At 75.4% G+C, this 19,384-nt stretch carries 18 protein-coding genes and 1 pseudogene; 9 read left to right on the forward strand and 10 right to left on the reverse strand.

Annotated elements, in window-relative coordinates:
* Nucleotides 1-96 precede the first annotated feature (96 nt).
* Both ACFVHO_RS33620 and ACFVHO_RS33625 read right to left on the reverse strand, forming a co-directional pair.
* On the reverse strand, nt 97-1,293 hold the full coding sequence (locus ACFVHO_RS33620) for a CaiB/BaiF CoA transferase family protein (protein WP_385723124.1): 1,197 nt from the start codon (nt 1,291-1,293) through the stop codon (nt 97-99).
* A 6-nt stretch (nt 1,294-1,299) separates the two neighbouring features.
* Complete coding sequence (locus ACFVHO_RS33625; RefSeq protein WP_385723126.1) at nt 1,300-1,713, reverse strand: VOC family protein; 414 nt, start codon at nt 1,711-1,713, stop codon at nt 1,300-1,302.
* A 390-nt stretch (nt 1,714-2,103) separates the two neighbouring features.
* Here ACFVHO_RS33625 and ACFVHO_RS33630 point away from each other — a divergent pair, with 390 nt between their 5' ends.
* The 3 genes from ACFVHO_RS33630 (at nt 2,104) to ACFVHO_RS33640 (ending at nt 4,963) form a co-directional block, all read left to right on the forward strand.
* On the forward strand, nt 2,104-2,961 hold the full coding sequence (locus ACFVHO_RS33630; protein WP_385723128.1) for a GNAT family N-acetyltransferase: 858 nt from the start codon (nt 2,104-2,106) through the stop codon (nt 2,959-2,961).
* Nucleotides 2,958-3,761 carry a lysophospholipid acyltransferase family protein gene (locus ACFVHO_RS33635; RefSeq protein WP_385723131.1) on the forward strand — a complete coding sequence of 268 codons (804 nt, stop codon included), beginning with the start codon at nt 2,958-2,960 and terminating at the stop codon, nt 3,759-3,761. The genes ACFVHO_RS33630 and ACFVHO_RS33635 overlap by 4 nt, the downstream gene beginning before the upstream one ends.
* A gap of 164 nt (nt 3,762-3,925) precedes the next feature.
* Nucleotides 3,926-4,963 (forward strand): phytase, encoded by a 1,038-nt coding sequence (locus tag ACFVHO_RS33640; protein WP_385723133.1) that lies wholly within the window; start codon nt 3,926-3,928, stop codon nt 4,961-4,963.
* Nucleotides 4,964-4,990: 27 nt separating this feature from the next.
* On the opposite strand, the gene ACFVHO_RS33645 is transcribed toward ACFVHO_RS33640, so the two are convergent.
* Nucleotides 4,991-6,358 carry a hypothetical protein gene (locus ACFVHO_RS33645; RefSeq protein WP_385723136.1) on the reverse strand — a complete coding sequence of 456 codons (1,368 nt, stop codon included), beginning with the start codon at nt 6,356-6,358 and terminating at the stop codon, nt 4,991-4,993.
* Nucleotides 6,359-6,553: 195 nt separating this feature from the next.
* Between ACFVHO_RS33645 and ACFVHO_RS33650 the strand changes: the two genes are divergently transcribed.
* Entirely contained in the window at nt 6,554-7,918 is a 1,365-nt protein-coding gene (locus tag ACFVHO_RS33650; RefSeq protein ID WP_385723139.1) for a molybdopterin-dependent oxidoreductase, read from the forward strand.
* A complete protein-coding gene (locus tag ACFVHO_RS33655) occupies nt 7,918-8,445 on the forward strand; it encodes a hypothetical protein (protein ID WP_385723140.1) in 528 nt (175 codons plus the stop codon). Before ACFVHO_RS33650 ends, ACFVHO_RS33655 begins: the two co-directional genes overlap by 1 nt.
* Before the next feature lie 38 nt (nt 8,446-8,483).
* Here the strand turns inward: ACFVHO_RS33655 and ACFVHO_RS33660 are convergent.
* The 3 genes and pseudogenes from ACFVHO_RS33660 to ACFVHO_RS33670 form a co-directional block, all read right to left on the reverse strand.
* A pseudogene (locus tag ACFVHO_RS33660) lies at nt 8,484-9,248 on the reverse strand (methyltransferase domain-containing protein); the annotation flags it as partial.
* Nucleotides 9,245-9,886 (reverse strand): DUF2064 domain-containing protein, encoded by a 642-nt coding sequence (locus ACFVHO_RS33665; RefSeq protein ID WP_385723142.1) that lies wholly within the window; start codon nt 9,884-9,886, stop codon nt 9,245-9,247. The pseudogene ACFVHO_RS33660 and the gene ACFVHO_RS33665, both read right to left, overlap by 4 nt.
* The gene (locus ACFVHO_RS33670; RefSeq protein WP_385723175.1) at nt 9,883-10,566 is read right to left on the reverse strand and encodes a glycosyltransferase family 2 protein; all 684 of its coding nucleotides are present in this window, start codon (nt 10,564-10,566) and stop codon (nt 9,883-9,885) included. The genes ACFVHO_RS33665 and ACFVHO_RS33670 overlap by 4 nt, the downstream gene beginning before the upstream one ends.
* A gap of 397 nt (nt 10,567-10,963) precedes the next feature.
* Between ACFVHO_RS33670 and ACFVHO_RS33675 the strand changes: the two genes are divergently transcribed.
* Nucleotides 10,964-11,914 carry a response regulator transcription factor gene (locus ACFVHO_RS33675; protein ID WP_385723145.1) on the forward strand — a complete coding sequence of 317 codons (951 nt, stop codon included), beginning with the start codon at nt 10,964-10,966 and terminating at the stop codon, nt 11,912-11,914.
* Nucleotides 11,911-13,026, forward strand: coding sequence for a sensor histidine kinase (locus ACFVHO_RS33680; protein ID WP_385723148.1), 1,116 nt, complete (start codon nt 11,911-11,913; stop codon nt 13,024-13,026). The genes ACFVHO_RS33675 and ACFVHO_RS33680 overlap by 4 nt, the downstream gene beginning before the upstream one ends.
* Nucleotides 13,027-13,656: 630 nt before the next feature.
* On the opposite strand, the gene ACFVHO_RS33685 is transcribed toward ACFVHO_RS33680, so the two are convergent.
* Entirely contained in the window at nt 13,657-14,709 is a 1,053-nt protein-coding gene (locus ACFVHO_RS33685; protein WP_385723150.1) for an NAD-dependent epimerase/dehydratase family protein, read from the reverse strand.
* A 53-nt stretch (nt 14,710-14,762) separates the two neighbouring features.
* Nucleotides 14,763-15,830, reverse strand: a complete 1,068-nt coding sequence (locus tag ACFVHO_RS33690) for a LuxR C-terminal-related transcriptional regulator (RefSeq protein WP_385723153.1) — start codon at nt 15,828-15,830, stop codon at nt 14,763-14,765.
* A gap of 605 nt (nt 15,831-16,435) precedes the next feature.
* Here ACFVHO_RS33690 and ACFVHO_RS33695 point away from each other — a divergent pair.
* Both ACFVHO_RS33695 and ACFVHO_RS33700 read left to right on the forward strand, forming a co-directional pair.
* A complete protein-coding gene (locus ACFVHO_RS33695; protein WP_385723156.1) occupies nt 16,436-17,146 on the forward strand; it encodes a hypothetical protein in 711 nt (236 codons plus the stop codon).
* A gap of 161 nt (nt 17,147-17,307) precedes the next feature.
* A complete protein-coding gene (locus ACFVHO_RS33700) occupies nt 17,308-18,372 on the forward strand; it encodes a PucR family transcriptional regulator (protein WP_385723159.1) in 1,065 nt (354 codons plus the stop codon).
* Nucleotides 18,373-18,395: 23 nt separating this feature from the next.
* Here ACFVHO_RS33700 and ACFVHO_RS33705 read toward each other — a convergent pair whose 3' ends face one another.
* Both ACFVHO_RS33705 and ACFVHO_RS33710 read right to left on the reverse strand, forming a co-directional pair.
* Nucleotides 18,396-18,746, reverse strand: a complete 351-nt coding sequence (locus ACFVHO_RS33705; protein ID WP_385723162.1) for a hypothetical protein — start codon at nt 18,744-18,746, stop codon at nt 18,396-18,398.
* A 105-nt stretch (nt 18,747-18,851) separates the two neighbouring features.
* Complete coding sequence (locus tag ACFVHO_RS33710) at nt 18,852-19,268, reverse strand: CoA-binding protein (RefSeq protein ID WP_385723165.1); 417 nt, start codon at nt 19,266-19,268, stop codon at nt 18,852-18,854.
* Between the last annotated feature and the right edge of the window lie 116 nt (nt 19,269-19,384).

The raw sequence follows: 19,384 nt of genomic DNA on the forward strand, positions 1-19,384 counted from the left end.
GCCAGGGCAAGCCGGGGGCGCGCGGGCGGATGCCCCGACCCCCGCGGACGGACGCCCCGACCCCTGCGGCGGCCGGGCCCAACGCCCCTGCGGGCGCTAGGAGATGACGCCCTCGGCCCGCAGCCGCTCGATGTCCGCCGCCTCCCGGCCGAGCTCGGCCAGGATCCTCTCCGTGTGCTCGCCCACCCCCGGCACCGGCTCCATGCGCGGGCTCACCCCGGAGAGGTCGGCGGGCGGAACGAGCGCCTGGAAGTCGGGCGCCGCACCCGGCAGGCCCACGTCGCGCCAGCGGCCGCGCTCGGTGAGCGCCGGGTGGTCGAGGAAGTCCGGGACGGAGTTGACGCCCGCGTTGGCGATGTTCGCGGCGTCGAGCAGCGCCGTCGCCTCCGCGCCGGTCAGCTCCGTGAACCGGGCCTGGACCGCCGCGTCCAGCTCCTCGCGGTGCGCCACCCGCGCGGAACCGTCGGCGAAGCGCGGGTCGGCCACCAGCTCGGGCCGCCCCAGGAAGTCCTCGCAGAGCGCCGCCCACTCCGGCTCGTTCTGCACGGAGAGCAGCACCTCCTTGCCGTCGGCCGCGGTGAACACGCCGTACGGCGCCACCGTCGCGTGCCGGGCGCCGACGCGCGGGGGCTGTGTGCCGCCGTACCGCGTGTAGTACGCGGGCTGGCTCATCCACTCGGCGAGGGCGTCGAAGAGGGTCACCTCCACGGCGGGCGCGCGGCCCGTCGTCGCGCGTGTGAACAGCGCCGACAGGATGCCGCTGTAGGCGTACATCCCCGCCGCTATGTCGGCCACCGATATCCCGACCCGCACGGCCTCCGCGGGCGTGCCCGTGAGCGAGAGCAGACCGGTCTGGCACTGCAGGAGCATGTCGTAGGCCTTGCGGTCCGCCCAGGAGCCGCTGGTGCCGTAGCCGCTGACCGTGCAGGTGATCAGGGAGGGGTGGCGGGCCTGGAGGTCCGCCGCCGCGAGACCGAGGCGGTCGGCCGCGCCCGGCGCGAGGTTCTGCACGAACACGTCGGCGCCCGCGAGGAGTTCGCGCAGGATCCGCTGCCCCTCCGGCGACTTCACGTCCAGCGTGAGTGATTCCTTGGAGCGGTTCAGCCACACGAAATAGCTGGCCTCGCCGTGCACGGTGGTGTCGTAGCGGCGCGCGAAGTCGCCGCCCCCGGGGCGCTCCACCTTGATCACCCGGGCGCCGAGGTCGGCGAGCTGACGGGTCGCGAAGGGCGCGGCGACGGCCTGCTCCAGGCTGAGGACCGTGATGCCGGCGAGGGGCGGCGGGTGCGGCACGGCGCCTCAGCCCCTCGTCCCGCGGTACTCCTCGTGGAACTGCTCGAACGACACCTCGTAGCCGTCCGGGTCCAGGCCCACGAAGATCCGCGCCCAGTCCGTGTCCTCGGGCTCCGTGAGCACCGGCAGGCCCTCGGCGCGCCACAGGGCGTGGGCCGCGTCGAGGTCGGGCGTCGGCACGGCCAGCGTGAAGCCGAGGCCGAGCGGGCCCCGGCGGGCCGCGGCGCCGCGCTCCTCGTCGTAGTACCCGTGCGCGTCCCGGGCCGTCAGGATCAGCCAGGTGTGGCCGAAGGTGAGATAGCGCAGGTGCGGCTGGTCGTCGTTGGGCAGCTCGCGGAAGCCGAGCTTCAAGTAGAGGTCGCCGGAGACCTGGAGATCCTTGACCCGCAGGCCGATCTTCAACTGCTTGCTGCCCATCATGCGGTACGCCCCTCCCGTGGCCGCGCCGGACGGGATCGGCCGCCCGGCGTGCGACGACCGTACCCGGGGGCGCGGGCCGGGGCGCGACCACCGCCGTTCACCTGATGCTCACGAGGGTCGGCACGATCGGTCTCGCGCACCTTGTGCGCAGTTCAGCCAGGGCGGTCACCGTGCTGAACAGGCGCCTTTCCCGCAGTCGGCCGCACGCTCACCCGCACCACCGCATCGCCGCACTCCCTTCGCTTCCCCGTGTCGCCCCGCTTCCCCGGCTTCTCCCTCTTCTCCTCTCTTCTCCTCTCTTCTCCCCCCTCCTTCCTCTCCGCTCCTGTCACTCCCGCCCGTCGGTTTCAGCGGACTCCCCGTCCGTCCCCATCGAACGGAGAACGTGTCATGCCCGCGACACCCCTCACGCCCGCCCCCGCGACCCCGGCCGCCGCCCCCGGCGCCCCGGTCACCCCGACCACCGCTCCCGTCCCCGGTGCCCCGGCCGCCCCCGACGCTCCCCGCTACGTCCCGTCCATCGCCGACTCCGAGGAGCAGATCCGGGCCGCCCAGCGGCTGCGCTTCCAGGTCTTCGGCGAGGAGATGGGCGCCACGCTCGACACCCCCGTGCCCGGGCACGACATCGACGCGTTCGACGCGCTCGCGGACCACCTGATCATCACCGACACCGCCAGCGGCGACGTCGTCGGCACCTACCGCCTGATCCCGCCCGGACGCACCGAACGCTCCTACTCCGACGGCGAGTTCGACCTCTCGGCGCTGCGCCCGCTGCGCTCCGCCACCGTCGAGGCCGGGCGCTCCTGCGTGCACCCCGACCACCGCTCCGGCGCCGTGATCAACCTGATGTGGTCCGCCCTCGCCCGCTACGTCCTGCTGTCCGGCCACCGCTACCTGGCGGGCTGCGCCTCCGTGCCGCTCTCCGACGGCGGCACCGCTGCCGCGAGCGCCTGGCTGCTCGGCACCGCCAAGCACGTCTCGCCGCCCGAGCTGCGCGTGCACCCGCACCGCCCCTGGACCCCCGGCGAGCGCGCCGGACACCGGCCGAGCTACGCCGACCTGCCGCCGCTCCTGCGCGGCTATCTGCGCCTCGGCGCCTGGATGTGCGGGGCGCCCGCGCACGACCCGGAGTTCGATTCCGCCGACTTCTTCGTGCTGCTCGACACCGAGCGCCTGAGCGACCGGCACCGCCGGTTCTTCCTCGGCGACGCCGAGCGCGGCCCCGCCGCGCCCGGGAGGAGCGCGTGAACCCCTGGGCCGTGGACGCGGGCTGTCCGCGCACCTGCGCGGTACGGCCCGCGACCCGGGTCGGGCCCGTCGAGGAGGCGCTGCGGTACGCGGCCGTCGCCAGGGAACTCGGGCGCAGCCTGCTCCTTGGTGAACGCCTCGCGGGGGACGCGGCGCCGCGCGTACAGGCCCGGCGGGTCCTGCGGGCGCTCGGCGTCGACCTGGAGGCGGCCCTCGCGCCGCTGAGCGTGCCGGGCTGCGACACCGGCACGCTGATCGTCGCCAACCACATCTCGTGGCTGGACGTCGTCGCGCTGCTCGCCGTCGAGCCCGTGTCCTTCGTGGCCAAGAAGGAGATCGGCCGGTGGCCCGTGGTCGGGACGCTCGCCCGCCGCATGGGCACGCAGTTCATCGACCGCGAGGGCGGTCGGCGGGAACTGCCCCTGATGGTCGGCGAGTTGGCCAAGACGCTGGCGTCCGGGCGGTCGGTCCTCGTGTTCCCGCAGGCCACCACGTGGTGCTCGGTCGGCTCCGGGAGGTTCCGGCGGGCCGCGTTCCAGGCGGCGGTGGACGCGGGAGTGCCGGTGCGGCCGGTGACGGTGGCGTACCGGCAGAGCGGTGCGGCCAGTACGGCGGCGGCGTTCCTCGCGGACGAGGGGTTCGGGGGGTCGCTGCGGCGGGTGGCCGTCGCGCGGGGACTCACGGTGCGGGTCACCGCGCACGCGCCGCTGCACGGGCACGACCGCAAGATACTCGCGGCACAGGCGTGGGCGGCGGTGTGCGCGGGGGAGGACGCGGCGCTTGCGGGGGCGCACGGCTGAGGGTCGGAGGCGCGGGCGCACGGGCGGACGCCGGGCGCACGGCCGGGGCGGGCCGCCGCGGCCACGGTGTGTGACCGCGTACGTTCAACTCGTGTTCACGGGCTGATCGCGCACCGCTGGCACGCTCGTCCCGCTCACCCACCCCCTGCGAAAGAGGACCACCGGTGCCCGTCACCCGAAAGCTCCGTACCTCCCTGCTCTCCGCGAGCGCCGTCGCCGGTGCCGCCGCGCTCGTCCTCCAAGCCGCGCTGCCCGCGCGGGCCGCCGCGGACTTCGACGTGACCGCGACGGTGGAGACCGCGCCGGTGTCGCACAGCGGGGACGCCGCCGACGACCCGGCGATCTGGGTGCACCCGGGCGACCCCGCGCGGTCCGTCGTGGTGGGCACGGACAAGAAGGGCGCGCTGGAGGTGTACGACCTCAAGGGCGCCCGCATCCAGCGGATCGACGGGGACCACGGCAACAACGTCGACGTACGCGGGAACGTCGTCGTGTCCGCGGACGACGAGGCGGCGGGCGGCGACGGCGCGATGCACGTGTACCGGATCGACCCGGCCACGCGGCAGCTCAAGCACCTCAAGGACGTGCCGACCGAGGTCACCGCGCACGGTATCTGCCTCTACGAGTCCCCGCGGTCCGGGAAGCTGTACGCCTACCCGAACTCCACCTCGGGCCGCGTCGAGCAGTGGGAACTCGCCGTCAGCGGCGACTCGGTGACGGCGACCTCCGTGCGGCTCTTCGACGCCGGGTCCGCCGTCGAGGGCTGCTACGCGGACGAGACCACCGGCAAGCTGTACCTCGGCGAGGAGGACGTCGGCGTGTGGGCGTACGGCGCCGAGCCGGGCGCAGGGACCGCCCGCACCAAGCTCGACTCCACCGGCTCCGGCGGCCACCTGACCGCCGACACCGAGGGCATCGCCGCCGCCGGGAACCGCCTGTTCGTCTCCTCGCAGGGCAGCGACGACTTCACCGTGTACGACCGGACCAGCGGCGCCTACCTCGGCCGCTTCGGCGTCGCGTCCGGCACCGCCGCCGACGACTGCGAGGACACCGACGGCATCGACGCCACCGCCACGGGCCTCGGCTCCGCCTTCCCCGAGGGCGTGTTCATCTGCCAGGACGGCTCAAACGGCGCCCCGGGCTCCAGCGGCAACCAGAACTTCAAGTACGTACCGCTCGAGCGGATCACCGACCGCGTCTGACCCCGCCGTGCCCGGCCACGGCCGGGCTCACCAGCCGGTGAACAGGAGGTGGTTGACGGCCAGGGCGAGCACCGCCTGCGCCGTCAGCCACGCCCGCGCGGACGGGCGCGGAAGCAGCGCGGCCGCGGGCAGCAGGAACAGCGCGAACGGCAGCCAGATGCGCTCCGTCTCCGCCTTGCTCATGCCGGACAGGTCCGCGGCGGCGACCGCGAGCAGGGCCACGAGGACCAGGCCCACGAGGCGGTCGGCCGCCGTGGTGTCCCGGGCGCGCCAGCGGCCCACCGCGCCCGGCGCCGCCGTGAGCGTCCGCCGCAGACCCGCCACCGTCGCGAGCCCGACGACGACCGCCGTGCAGGCCGGATTGGCCCACACCCAGTACCAGTACGGCCGCACGCCCGCCGCCCCCTGGTAGTAGCGGTCCACCAACAGGCGGTACGCCTCCCACCAGTTGAAGCCGAACGCCGTGAACACCAGCGGCACCACCGCCGCGCCCGCCACGAAATACGGCAGCGGGCGTGCCGTCCGGGCGACGAGCACGACACCGGCCGCGATCAGGGCGAAGAGCGTCAGGCCGTACGACAGGTAGCAGGTCAGGCCGAACAGCAGGCCGGCGCCGGTGGCGGCGAGGGCGGGGTGGCGGGTCGTGCGCGTCGCCGCGAGCGCGAGCAGCGCCGTCATCCAGGCCGTGACCGCGGCGAAGTAGCCGTCCGCCGACGCCCCCATCCAGACGGCGGCGGGCGCGAGCACCAGGAACGGCGCCGCGCGGCGCGCCGTCGCCTCGTCCGCGAGGGCCCGCACCGTGAGCAGCACGGCAAGGACCGCCGTGCCGCCCGCCGTGATGACGAACGCGCCCGCCCACCCGCCGCCGCCCAGGCCGATCCGGTCCAGGAGGACGAAGGTCAGCGGCGCCGCGGGCGGATGGCCCGCGGTGTGCGCGGGCCAGTGGTACTCGCCGGGCACCTGCACGATGTGCTGGGTGAAGTCCCGCAGCGTCGCCGGGATGTCGTCGAACCGGTCGATCACCCGCAGGTACTCGTACTTCGTGGTGAGGCGCTCGGCGACGCCGCGATGCCAGCCGTCGACCAGGGCCAGGGACCAGATCCACGCGGTGGAGGCCGCCCACGCGCCCGCGAGCAGCGCCCGCCAGGGCAGGCGTGCGGCGAGCGCGGGCCCGTACGCGACGACGGCCACGGCCACGGCCAGTGCGGCCGGGGTTCCCGGGCCCAGATGCGGGTCCCACTTGGCGTACAGGGGCGGCCAGTTGACGTGCAGGCTGCCGTCGTGGTCCTCCAGGTACCGGCCCACGACGACGGCCGCGGTGACGAGGAGGACGGCGAGGGCGGCGGCGACGAGGTCCCGGCGGGGGCCGGACGGGCGTGGTTCGGGGTGGTTCACCCTGGGCACGTTAGGGCGTCGGAGGCGGCGGACGGCGTGCGCGCGGGCCCGCGTCACCGGATCGTCAGATTCCGTGGGTCCGCGGCCTCACGTCAGCGTTTCGTCATGAGTCGCAGACGCCGAACCGCAGGTCAGGCAGCATACGGTCGGGACAGGGCGACGGACCCACGTCGCGTGGACCGCCGAGGACGCAACATGCGCGACACACCCCCACCTTCCCGCAGGCCCCGCCTCCGGACCCTGCTCCGCGAAGCGCCGACGACACTGGCGAAGCTCAAGGACCACGCGCCGTCGGCGCCCGGCAGCTGGCGCAGCCCGGTGCGCGGGACGTGGTTCACCGCCGTGCTCGGCACGGTCCTCCTCTTCGGAGTGACCCTCCTGTTCGTCACCGGCCTGCTGTCGTACGCCGCGTACAACCCCGGCCTCGCGCCGGTCAACGACAAGACACCCGACAAGGGACTGCTCGGCCTCTACCTCTTCGCCTGGCCCACCGACCCGCACTGGCTGTACCGGCTCACCCAGGGCCTGCACGTCACCGTCGGGATCACGCTGATCCCGGTGCTCCTCGCCAAGCTGTGGTCGGTGCTCCCCAAGCTGTTCGCGCTGCCGCCCGCGCGGTCCCTCGGCCACGCCCTGGAACGGCTCTCGCTGCTGCTGCTCGTGGGCGGCGCGCTCTTCGTGTTCGCGACCGGCGTCCTCAACGTCCAGCTGGAGTACGTCTTCCCAGGGTCCTTCTACCCGCTGCACTTCTACGGCGCGTGGGTGTTCTTCGCCGCCTTCGTCGCGCACGCCGCACTGAAGCTGCCGCAGACGGTGCGGGTGCTGCGCGCGGGCGGGCTGCGGGAGCGGGTGCGCAGCCATGAGGGGCGCGGGGCGGACGGGGGTTCCGGGCGTGGCCCGGAGGGCGAGGACGGGCTTGCCTCGCCCCGGCCCGCCGAGCCCACCGTGTCCCGGCGCGGCGCGCTCGGCCTCGTCGGCGGTGGCTCGCTGCTGCTGTTCGCGACGACGGCGGGGCAGAGCTTCGACGGATGGCCGCGCGCCACGGCGCTGTTCGCCCCGCACGGCGGCGCCGAACCCGGCCGAGGGCCCGGCGCCTTCCAGATCAACAAGACCGCCCGCTCCGTCGGCGTCGGCGCCGACCGCACCGGCGAGTCCTGGCGGCTCGTCGTCACGGGCCCCGGCCGCACCCTGCGCCTCACCCGCGCCGACCTGCTCGACCTAGCCCAGCACGGTGCCGACCTGCCCATCGCCTGCGTCGAGGGCTGGTCGACGTCCGACCAGGCGTGGAGCGGCGTACGGCTGCGGGACCTCGCAGCGCTCGCCGGATACGAGGACGACGCACCCGGCGTCCTCGTGGAGTCCCTCCAGCTCCGGGGCTCCTTCCGCAAGGCGGCCCTGCGCGACAACCAGGTCCGCGACGCCCGCTCCCTGCTCGCCCTGCGTGTCAACGGCGCCGACCTGACGCCGGACCACGGCTACCCGGCCCGCGTCATCGTGCCCGCCGCGCCCGGCGTACTGAACACCAAATGGGTGTCCCGGCTGACCTTCGGAGAACTGTGATGAAGCACGTGTCCGCCCCGAGGAAGCACGTGTCCGCCTCCGTGCGGCTGACCGCCACCCTGCGGCGCCGGTACGGAGAGGGCCCGCTCCACCTCCTGCTGCTGCTCGCCTCGTTCGCGCTCGCGCTCTACGCGGGCGTGCGGCTGCTCGCCGACGACTGGGTCATGGTCACGGTGTGGTTCGTGGGCGCGGCCCTGCTGCATGACCTGGTCCTGGTGCCGGTGTACGCGGCCGCCGACCGCGCGGTGACGGCGCTGGTCGGCGGGCGCGACGGCAGCCGCCGGGAGCGGACGGTGTACATCCGCGTCCCGGCGGCGCTCTCGCTGCTGCTCCTGCTCGTCTGGTTCCCGCTGATCACTCGTCAGGTCCCGCGCTACGAGAGGTCGACGACGCTGCCCGCCGACGTGTTCCTGACGCGCTGGCTGCTCGTGACGGCGGCGCTGTTCGCGGGGTCGGCGCTGTGGTTCGCGGTGCGTGCCTGGTCGGCGTCACGGCCGGGGAGGGAGGCGGGCGCGGGGCGGGGGTGAGGCGTGGTGGGGGCATGCGCGGTGGAGCCGTGTGTGGTGCGGGAGTCGGGTACGGCGGGGGTGTGTGCGGCGGGCGCTCGACGCGTGGCTGGTACGTCCCGCGCCGCGCGTCCTTCGGCCCCCTGGCGTGAGCCCCGGCGCCGCAGCGCCACGAAGCGGCGGCCGTCCGCCGACCACTGATCGGCGACCCGCCAGCCCGCCGCGCGGGCGTGACCGAGCAGCGCGGGCGTGCCGAGCCGGGCCCACGGGAACACCTCGCCGGGATCGGCGAGCCCGCGGCCGTCGTCGAGATGCACCCGTACCCGCTCGTCGACGTCGACGGGCGCGGTCTCGGCGATCAAGAGACCGTCCGGCGCCAGGAGTTCGGCGACCCGCGCGAGCAGTGCGGCGGGGTCGCCCCCGATGCCGATGTTGCCGTCCATGAGCAGCGCGGTGCCCCAGCGCCCCTCGCCCGGCAGCGTCTCGAACACCGACCGGCGCAGCGCCGTCCCGCCGAGGTGCGCCGTGTGCCGGACCGCCGCCTCGCTCACGTCGATGCCGAGCGCGCGCCGACCGAGGGCGGCGAGCGCGGCCACGAGGCGGCCCGGGCCGCAGCCGATGTCGAGGACGGGCCCCGCGCACCGGCGCAGCGCCGACAGGTCGGCCCGGTCCGGCGCCGCGCACCAGCGCTCCACGTCCAGCGGCAGCAGCCAGCCGTCCGTGCGGCGCAGGAACAGAGGGCCCCGCCCGGCGCGCAGCGCGTCGGCGTAGGGTCCCGCGCTCCACGACGGGGCCGCGTCCGGGGGCGGCACGACCGTGCTCATCGGCGCCCGGCCCCGGCCAGGCGCGCGAGTTCCCCCGCGAACCGGGTGTCCGGGGCGGCCGCCGCGACCGCCGCCGCGTCGGCCGCCGTGTCGACGTCCCGCAGCACCGGCAGATCGCGCACACGCAGGCCCGCAGCGGTGAGGCGGGCACGCTGGACGGCGCCCGTCGTCGGCGTGGACATCGGCACGCCCCGCAGCAGCCCCGGATCGGGCGCGGCCAGACCCAGCGCCCAGAACCCGCCGTCCGCCGCCGGTCCGAACCACGCGTCGGCAGCGCGCCAGGCGTCCCCCGCGACCGCGGGCGCGAGCAGTTCGGGGGAGACCTGCGGGGTGTCCATGCCGACGAGCAGCGCGGGCCCCGCACAGGCACCGAACGCCCCGGCGAGCCGCTCGTCGAGACCGCCCGCACACTGCGGCACCACCTCGACACCGTCCGGGAGCCAGCCCCCGGGCACCCCGTCGAGCACGAGCACACGCCGCCGCGCGGGCACGGCCAGCACGACGCGCAGGGTGTCGACGAGCGCGGCCTCGGCGAGCCGGGCGGCCTCCTCGGGCGTGTAGGGCGGGGTGAGCCGGGTCTTCACGCGGCCGGGGACGGGGGATTTGGCGATGACGAGGAGGGTGAGGTCGGGGGTCATCGCGTGGAGCCCTCCCGCGTCGGCCGCGCCCCGGTGCCCGGAGGCTCGGCGAGTACGGCGCGCATGTCCCGCACGGCCTGCCAGGTGCCCCGCCACGTACCGGTGACCTTCGACCTGCCCGCGCGCGGCAGATAGGGCACGTCCCGCTCCTCGACGCGCCAGCCCGCGTCGGCGGCCCGCACCACCATCTGCAGCGGATAGCCGCTGCGCCGGTCCGTCAGGTCCAGGGCCAGCAGGTCCGTGCGGCGGGCCGCTCGCATCGGGCCCAGGTCGTGCAGGCGCAGGCCGGTGCGGCGGCGCAGCATCCGGGCCAGGGCGAGGTTGCCCGCGCGGGCGTGCAGCGGCCAGGCGCCGCGTGCCCGGGGGCGCCGACGGCCGAGGACGAGGTCGGCGCGGCCCGCGGCCACCTCGCGTACGAACGGTTCGAGCTCGCGCGGATCCATGGACGCGTCGCAGTCGCAGAAGCAGACCACGTCCGCGTCGGCCGCGGTGAGCCCCGCGTGGCAGGCGGCCCCGAAACCGCGCCGCGGCTCGTGCACGACGGTCGCCCCGAGCGAGCGCGCCAGCTCCGCGGAGCCGTCCGTGGAACCGTTGTCCACGACGATGGCGCGCCAGCCCGCCGGGACGTGCGCCAGCACCCACGGCAGCGCGGCGGCCTCGTCGAGGCACGGCAGGACGATGTCGGCCGGGGCGGGCGTGGCGCGCGGGGGCGTGGCGGCCGCGGGGTCCGGTGGGGTGGGGTCCGGGGACGCGGCGGCGTCGAGGCGGCCTCGCGGGCCGGGGGCGTCGGGGGCGTCGGGGGAGGAGTGGTTCACGGCATTCACCCTACGAAGCGAAAAGGGGCAAAACGGGCGGAGGTTCCTTACGAAACGCGGACGTCGGATCCGGGTGGACGCGTGGCGCCAGGCGCTTGCGGACGGCACCCCGCCCGTCCTCACGAGCGGCGCCCGCCCGCCCTCCGCGTGCGGCGCCCGTCTGCCCTCACGAGCGGCCGTCAGTCCTTACGAAACGAGGACAACCGCAGGCCGCAGCGGCTCTCGGTCCTCGCGCGCGGGCACGTGGTGCGAGGCTTGTCGCATGGACACATCTCCCTCGGGACCCGGCGCCCGCGAGCCCGCACTTCCAGGCCCCGCGTCCGGCACTGGCACTGGCCCCGCGTCCGGCACCGGGCCCGCGACCGGCGCCCGCGTCCTCGTCGTGGACGACGACCGCACCGTCGCCGAGGTCGTCACCGGCTATCTGGTCCGCGCCGGGTACGAGGTGGAGCAGGCGGAGGACGGCCCGGCCGCGCTGGAGCGCGCCGCCGCTCGTCGGCCCGACCTCGTCGTGCTCGACCTGATGCTGCCCGGCATGGACGGCCTGGAGGTCTGCCGCAGGCTCCGGGAGCGGGGGCCCGTGCCCGTGATCATGCTGACGGCGCGGGGCGACGAGGACGACCGGATCCTCGGCCTGGAGGTGGGGGCCGACGACTACGTCACCAAGCCGTTCAGCCCGCGCGAGCTGGTGCTGCGGGTGGAGTCGGTGCTGCGCCGCAGCCAGGCGTCCGCACCCCGCCCGCGCCCCGGCGGCTCGCTGCTGCGCGCGGTGGGCCTCAGCCTCGACCCGGAGGCTCGCCGCGCCACCAAGAACGGCACGGAACTCGCCCTGACGGTGCGGGAGTTCGACCTCCTGGCGTTCTTCCTGCGCCACCCGGGGCGGGCCTTCGGCCGGGAGGAGCTGATGCGGCAGGTGTGGGGCTGGGACTTCGGCGACCTGTCGACGGTGACGGTTCATGTGCGCAGGCTGCGCGGGAAGGTGGAGGACGATCCGGCGGCGCCGCGGTTGATCCAGACGGTGTGGGGGGTGGGGTATCGCCTCGACGGCGCGGTCCCCGACTCGGGAGCGGACGCGGCCCCGGGCATGGACGCGACCCCGGCCCCGACCCCGGACCCGGGCGCAGCCAGGGCCCCGGAAACGGACGCCACAACCCCGGCATACGCGCCCGCGCCCTCGCTCACTCGCCCCGGCGGAAGCACCCCCCGGCCATGAACGACATCCTCCTCATCGCCGTCTACGCCTTCCTCGGCGCGGTCGCCGCCGGACTGCTCGGCGCCTTCGTCCTGCGCCTGCTGCGGCACCGCTCGCTGATCGTGTCGATGACCGTGGTGGCCGCCGTGGCCGTGACCGCGATGCTCGCCGGGACGCTGGCCGTGGCATGGCAGATGTTCCTGTCCCGGCACGACCTGACCGTCGTCACCGTGGTCGTCGCCATGGCTGCCGTGGTGTCGCTGGCCACCGCGCTGCTGCTCGGCCGGTGGGTGGTGGCCCGCAGCAAGGCGCTGACGCTCGCGGCCCGTTCCTTCGGTACGGGTGGCAGCTTCGCCGCGCCCGACGAGCCGGCGACCGCCGAACTCGCGGCCCTCACGCGGGAGTTGGAGTCGACCAGCGCGCGGCTCGCTGAGTCCCGGGAGCGTGAGCGGGCCCTGGAGAGCTCCCGCCGTGAGCTGGTCGCCTGGATCTCACACGACCTGCGGACGCCGCTCGCGGGCCTGCGGGCCATGGCGGAGGCCCTGGAGGACGGCGTGGCGGCGGACCCCGACCGCTATCTGCGGCAGATCCGCACGGAGGTGGAGCGCCTGAACGGCATGGTCGGCGACCTCTTCGAGCTCTCCCGCATCCACGCGGGCGCGCTCGCCCTGTCGCCGTCACGGATCTCCGTGTACGACCTGGTGGGGGACGCGCTCGCCGGGGCGGACCCGCTGGCGCGGGAGCACGGCGTGCGGCTGGTGGGACGGCGCATCGACTCGGTGCCGATCGAGGTCGACAGCAAGGAGATGAGCAGGGTCCTGGGGAACCTTCTGGTCAACGCGATTCGGCGGACCCCGGCCGACGGGACGGTCGCCGTCGCGGCGGAGTGCTCGGACGACGCCGTCGTCCTGTCCGTGACGGACGGCTGCGGAGGCATCCCCGAGGAGGACCTGGGCCGGGTCTTCGACACGGGCTGGCGCGGCACCCACGCCCGTACGCCCCCGGCGGGCGCGGGCCTCGGCCTCGCCATCGTCCGCGGCATCGTCGAGGCCCACGAGGGCCGCGCGGCGGTACGCAACGTCTCCGGAGGCTGCCGCTTCGAGGTGGTCCTGCCCCAGGCCGGACCGGCGTAGGCCCGGCTGACGTCACCGGGCCGGTGCAGACCCGGCGGGCCCAGCCGGATCGACGTAGGTCCGGCTGGCCTCGCTGGGCTGATGCAGGTCGGACCGATTCCACTGGGCCTGCGCACGTCTGGCCGACTCCGCCGGGCAGGCGTGGGCGCGGCTGACGTCACCGCGTCGGCGTAGGTCCGGTGGATCCCACTGGGCCCGCGCATGCCCGACTGACCCCGCCCGACCGGCGCAGGTCCGGCCGATCCCACCGGACCGGCGCACGCCCGACCGGCGCAGGTCCGGCCGATCCCACCGGACCGGCGCACCTCCGACCGCCTTCGTCGGACCGACGCACCTCCGCCCGACCCCGCCCGATCGACGCGCCTCCGCCCGACTGGCGCACTTCCGCCCGCCCCCACCCAACCCGCGCAGGACCAGCCGACCACCCACTGAACACCCCGGCCCCGCCCAGACCACCATCACCCCGCCGCGCCCTCGCCCTGCCCCCGCGAAGCCCTCTCTCCCGACGCCTGCCGCGCAGGCATCCGCCCCCCCCGCCCCCGCGGAGCCGTCTCCCTACCGCTGCCCGCCGCGAAGGCGCCCCCGGCCCCCGCCAAGCCCTTCCCCCCGACGCCCGCCGCGCAGGCGCCCTCACCGCAGCTCCGCCCCCGCGAACTCCCGCATCCCCTCGGCGAAGCCGATCTGCGGGCGCCACCCGAGTGCGGACCGCAGGCGGGTCGAGTCCGCTGTCACATGGCGCACGTCGCCGAGTCGGTAGTCGCCGGTGACCACGGGGGCGGGGCCGCCGTGGGCGTCGGCGAGGGCGTGGGCCATCTCGCCGACGGTGTGGGGGTCGCCGCTGCCCGTGTTGTACGCGGTGAACGTCCCGGGGGCCGTTGCGTCCCTTACGGACTCCAGGGCCGTCGCGGCGGCCGCCGCCACGTCCCGTACGTGGACGAAGTCCCGCCGCTGGCCGCCGTCCTCGAAGACGCGCGGTGCCTCACCGCGGGCGAGCGCGGAGCGGAACAGGGCGGCCACCCCGGCGTAGGGGGTGTCGCGCGGCATGCCGGGGCCGTACACGTTGTGGTAGCGCAGCGACACCGCGCGGCCGTCGGTCGAGCGGGCCCAGGCCGCGCTCAGGTGTTCCTGCGCCAGCTTCGTCGTGGCGTACACGTTGCGCGGGTCGACGGGCGCGTCCTCGGCCACCAGGCCGGGCGCCAACTCCGCGCCGCAGGACGGGCAGAGCGGCTCGAACCGCCCGGCCAGCAGGTCCTTCTCGGCGCGCGGCCCGGGCCGCACCACGCCGTGCCGCGCGCACGCGTACCGTCCCTCTCCGTAGACGACCATCGACCCGGCGAGCACCAGGTCCCGCAGCCCGGCCCGCGCCATCGTGGCGAGCAGCACCGCCGTGCCGAGGTCGTTGCAGCCGACGTACGCGGGCGCGTCCGCGAAGTCCTTGCCGAGCCCCACCATCGCCGCCTGGTGGCACACCGCGTCGACACCGGCCAGCGCCGACTCCACGCCGTCGGGGTCGCGCACGTCCCCGACGACGAGCCGCTCCCCGGCCCGGGCCGCGCGCGGCGGCCCGTCGTGCGCCGACGCGAGGACCGCGTCGTAGGAGACGACTTCGTGGCCGCGCGCGAGGAGCGCGTCGACGACGTGTGTTCCGATGAATCCGGCTCCGCCGGTGACCAGTACCCGCATGCCGCCCACGCTAGGCAGCGAAGAGCCCGCCCGGCCCGCGCCACGGCCCCGCGTCACCGTTCCGTAAGACCCCGCCCTGGGCGGCAGTCGTCGCCGTGGCCGTACAGCGCGGTCGTACGGACCCCCGCCTGGAACCGCGTCCGCACCCCGAGCACCGCCATGATCCGGCTCATCCGGCGCTCCACCGTGCGCTGGGCCACGCCGAGACGGCGGGCGATGGCGCTGTCGGTGAGCCCGGCGCGCAGGTGGGCGAGCAGCAGTTCGTCGTCGGGGGAGAGCCCGGCGTGGGCGGCCGGGGCGGCGGGCCACAGCGGGGTGGCGCGCTGCCAGAGGAGTTCGAAGAGGGCGATCAGGCCGTCGAGCAGCGCGGACTGCTGGAGGACCAGGATCTCCTCCTCGCTGGGCAGCACGAACGGCACGAGCGCCACCTTGCGGTCGGCGACCACCAGCTTCAGGGGTACGTCCGCGAGGACCCGGCTCTCCTCGCCGCGCTCGGCGAGTTCCCGGGTGGCCTCCACACGGCCGGGTCCGTCGAGGCCCGCCTGGTCGTAGATCGCGCGATAGCGCAGGCCCTTGTCCAGCCGCTCCCGCTGCACGGTGTCCTGCCGCCGCAACGGCTCCACCACATAGGGCGGTTTGTCCAGGATCAGCATTTCGCTCTTGGCCGTCTGCTGGGTCTGGAAGAACTGCTGGGCGATGGCCTCGCGCCCGCGCAGCAACTGCACCGGCGAGCCCTCGCCGCGCAGCCGCCCGGCCCGGAACTCCTCGGCGAGCCCGGCCGCGGCGAGGCGCGCGTGCGCGATCTCCTCCTGGCGGCGCAGCGCGAGGACTTCGAGCGCCACGTCGGGCGGCGCCGGGGTGAGCCGCTCCGTGCCGTCCGCGGCGCCCGTCAGGAGCCCGAGGCGGGCCAGCGAGCGCACATGCCCGCGCACCGACTCCTCGGTGAGACCGGTGGCCGCCGCGAGCGCGGTGAACGTCGAGCCGGGGGCGGCGAGGAGCGCACGGTACACGCGCTCGTCGCCGGGGCCGACGCCGAGCCCGGCGAGCACCGGGGTGTGCGGGGCCGACGGGGCGTGCGGGCCTTGTGGGCCGTGCGGGGTCTGCTCCGGCGTCGCGTCCATGCCATCGTCTTCCCTGTCCTGGGCGTCGGAATGCCGACAGTGGCGGAACTCCGACGCTCCCGCGGGCACGGACCCCGGTACGGTCATGCCTGTCATGGATGCGGTTGTCATGAACGCCGAAGTCGCATGCCGGAAGCGGCAGTCTGCCTGACAACGATTTCCGCGTCCACGGCACGTTCCGTCTTCCGGCGGTGCCGCGGGCCGTGCAGGGCCGCGCGCGGCGCGCGACAGGAGACCGGCACGGGATGCCCCGGCTCGACGCCCCTCACGTCAGGGGCGCCAACCCCCCACTCGGGGCATCCCGCGCCCCCTGCCCGCCGCCTGCCCACTTCGCGCGCCTCGCGCCCGTTGCGCACGCCCTCTGCCCCTCGGCGACCACACCCGTCCCACCCGCCCCGTTCGCGCACGGCCGGCGGTCGCGCGCCCGTGCGGCATCAAGAGCGCGTAAAGATTGCCGGAAAATGGCAGTGCGCCGAAGGGGTGGATCGCGTCAGGATGGGAGTGCAGGGACGGGGGGCGAGGGCCCGGGTGCCGGATCACGGAAACGAGATCCGGCACCCGGGTGCGTGCGGATCCCGTGCGTGACCGGTCAAGGGGGCGGGGGCATGGGGGAGTTGATCGACGCGGCGGTGGGGTTTCCAGGAGTGGCCTTCACCTCCGCGATGGCGGTGGTGGTGTGCTTCTGGCTGCTCGTCGCGGTGGGCCTGGGACGGGCCGACAGCTTCGACGAGGACGCCGATCTGGGCGCCGCCGGGCTCGGCGGGATGCCGGTGGCCGTGGCGGTGTCGCTGCTCGTGGGCACGGGCTGGCTGGTGAGCCTGGCGGGCTCCGTCGCGCTCGCACAGACCGGCTGGGCGGGGCTCGCGCACGCGGCGGGGGACGTGGGGCTGCTCGTGGTGGCGGCGCTCGTCGCGTACGGCGCGACGCGCGTGCTCGTCCTCGCGCGGGCGCGAGGCCCGCGCGGCCGCGCCGATCCGTCGCCGCGCGACTTCGTCGGCTCCGTGTGCACGATCCGCACCGGCTGGGTCGACCTGGAGTCCGGCCGGGCCGAAGTGGCCGCGCCGGACGGGACCGTGGCCGTCGTCGAGGTCCGTCAGGACCCGTCCGCGCCGGGGGAGCCGCTGGCGGTGGGCGGCAGCGCCCGGCTGCACGCGTACGACACCACCGGCGCGTTCTTCTGGGCCGTGCCCTGCTCGGTGGCGCTCGCCCCGGGCCGGCCGCGCCCCCGCCCCGCCCGCACCACCGAGGACCCGCCCACCGGCCACGCGCCCACCGGCCCCGCCGACGGCCCCTGGCCGCACGCCGACTGCGCGTGACGACTCGCCCGCGCCCGGCCCTCTCCGTCCCTGGACTCCCCGCCCCGGCCCCCGAGTCGACGCCGACCCACCCCCGGCCCTCGCTCCCACCCCCGCCCCTTCCCCCGGCCCGCCATGCGTTAAAAAGGCGTCAGGAACTGATCGGGGCACGGGGGTTGCTGGTGGGGAGTCATGACATACCGGGCGACTATCTGGACGGCTACGCCCGGATACTCGCCGACGCGTCCGCCACCGGCCGCGGGCTGACCCGCGAGGAGCTGGAGTCGCGGCGCGCCCTCGGCGAGCGCGCGGCCGACGCCGGGTACGGACTGCGTGCCCTGGTCGGCGCGCACCTCGCGGCGACGCGGGCGTACGGGACGGGTGCCGCCGCGCCGGTGTCCGCCGAGTCCCTGCTCGCCGCCGTGGAGCAGGCCGTGGACGCCTTCGCGGAGGGGTACGAGCGCGCCCAGCGCCTGGCGATCCGTCAGGAGGAGACCGCGCGCCGCGAGTTCATCGACGACCTGCTGCACGGACGCAGCGACCTCGGCCTGCTCGCCGAGCGCGCCGAACGCTTCGGCTTACGCCTGTCCTCCGCGCACGCCGTGGCCGTCGCGCAGGGAGAGCGCGCACACGAGGAGGGCGACAGGGTGCCGCGCGCCGTCGAGCAGGCGCTCACGGGCCGCTTCGGCGACCGCAGCGTCCTGGTCACCACCAAGGACGGCCGCCTGGTGTGCGTGGCGCCCGGCGACCAGGACGACGTCCTCGACTTCTTCGCGGCGCAGGCGCACACCGCCACCGGGGGCGGCCGCGTCGCCATCGGCCGCCCGCAGCCAGGGCCGGGCGGCGTCGTCCAGTCGTACGAGGAGGCGCTGGGCGCCCTGGACCTGGCCGCGCGCCTGGGCCTGACCGCGCCCGTCCTGCGCGCCGCCGACCTGCTCGTCTACCCGGTCCTGACCCGCGACCGGCAGGCCATGGCCGACCTGGTCCTGAACACCCTCGGCCCGCTGCGGGGGACAAGGGGCGGCGCCGAACCCCTCATCGAGACCCTGTCGGCCTACTTCGACACCGGCTGCGTCGCGGCCCAGGCGGCCCGCCGCCTGAACCTCAGCGTGCGCGCCCTGACGTACCGCCTGGACCGCATCCACCGCCTCACCGGCACCAACCCGGCCGATCCGCTGCACCGCTACACCCTCCAGACGGCGGTGATCGGGGCGCGTCTCCTGGACTGGCCGGACCGCCCGTTCTGACGGCCCGAGCCCCCGGCAGGGGGTCAGGAGTAGCTGAGGATCAGCGCCGCCAGGGTGACCTGGGCGCTGATCTGCACCGTGATCAGCAGCCCGCGCCAGCCCTCGAACGGCAGTCGGGCGTGCGGCCACGCGGCCGCCATGACACCGGACACCGCCGAGACGAGGAAAGCCCCCACCGTCAGCGCCGGGGAAACCTGCGCACAGTCGACGCCGTACGTCACGCACCCCGAGGCGCGTTCGGAGGCAAGCGTGAGCACGAGGGAGCCGATGGCGGTGGGCACGAGGAGCACGAGGGTGACCAGGGCGGTGATGCGGGCGGCCCGGTCACCGGCGTCGGGCCGGGGAGCGGCGGAACCGGGGCTGTTGGTGTCCATGACCCCAGTCCAGCCGTGGCCAAAGCCCTGGAGAACCGGTCGGGTACTCAGGTGACGTGAGTGGTCGCACTCACCTGGACGTGGGCTCTCCCGCCCGAGGGCGCCCTACGCCGACGGTCCGAGCCGCGGTATCTCGATGGCGGGGCACCGGTCCATGACCATGTCGAGGTCCGCGGCGCGCGTGCGTTCGTACGCCGCCTCGTCGACGACGCCGAGTTGGAACCACACGGCCTTCGCGCCGATGGCGACGGCCTCGTCGGCGACGGCGCCCGCGAGGTCGCTGTTCACGAACACGTCCACGACGTCGACGTCGAAGGGGATGTCGGCCAGCGAGGCGTACCCCTTCTCGCCGTGCACCGTCTCCGCCTTCGGGTGGACCGGCACGATGCGCTTGCCGTAGCGCTGCAGGACGTCGGCGACGCCGTGCGCGGCGCGCCGCTCGTTGTTCGACAGGCCGACGACGGCCCAGGTGTCACCGAGTCCGGTGAGGATCCTGCGGACGGTGGCGGGGTCGCCGTACATGTCGGGCCTCCAGGGGTGTCGTCGGTCTCACTACGCCAACGGCGGCGCCGGCCGGGTGTTTACCCGGCCGGCGCCGCCGGGGGGTCCGGGCGGTCGGGCGGCGTGTGCGCGGCCCC

Source organism: Streptomyces sp. NPDC127108, from assembly GCF_042677545.1.
Classification (GTDB): domain Bacteria; phylum Actinomycetota; class Actinomycetes; order Streptomycetales; family Streptomycetaceae; genus Streptomyces.